At 38.5% G+C, this 540-nt stretch carries 1 protein-coding gene; it reads left to right on the forward strand.

Going from position 1 to position 540, the window contains the following annotated elements; genetic code table 11:
* Positions 1 to 69 precede the first annotated feature (69 nt).
* Positions 70 to 540 carry an isocitrate/isopropylmalate family dehydrogenase gene (locus ACFINZ_RS12030; protein ID WP_329607156.1) on the forward strand — a complete coding sequence of 157 codons (471 nt, stop codon included), beginning with the start codon at positions 70 to 72 and terminating at the stop codon, positions 538 to 540.

A 540-nucleotide genomic window follows, 5' to 3' on the forward strand; every position in this document is an offset into this window, starting at 1 on the left:
AATACTATGCGAGAAAATGCTCAATTCGCTCAAGAATTTTTTGAGAAAGTTGCTTAAAATTATCTAGAAATCGAAGCAGATATTCATAATGTTGATACGGTTGTTTTATGGATTACAACGAATCCAGAGCATTTTGGTGTGATTGTTGCTGAAAATATGTTTGGTGATACTCTCTCTAACCTTGGTGCTGGAGTGATGGGAAAATTGTGTTTTGCACTTAGTGCAAGTGTGGGGAGCAATGTTGCATGTTTTTGCCTGTTCATAGAAGTGTATCGCACATTGCTGGACAGAATAAAGCAAATCTTTCTGCTATGCTTTATTACCACGGCTTTACTCTTAGATCATTTAGGCTTTAAAGATGTAGCATGGCAACTGTTTGAGAGTGTTGATCAGGTTATTCGTGCTGGAAAAACTGCTCCCTATGATTTAGCAGGTTCAGCTTCTACACACAAGATGACTGAAGCTGTTCTTAATTCTCTCGCAAATTCTGTTTGTCGGGCAGCGGTTATTACCGTTGATGATGAACTCCTTTCAGGATAA

The sequence above is a fragment of the Bartonella sp. AA81SXKL genome, from assembly GCF_042196945.1.
Taxonomy (GTDB): Bacteria; Pseudomonadota; Alphaproteobacteria; order Rhizobiales; family Rhizobiaceae; genus Bartonella.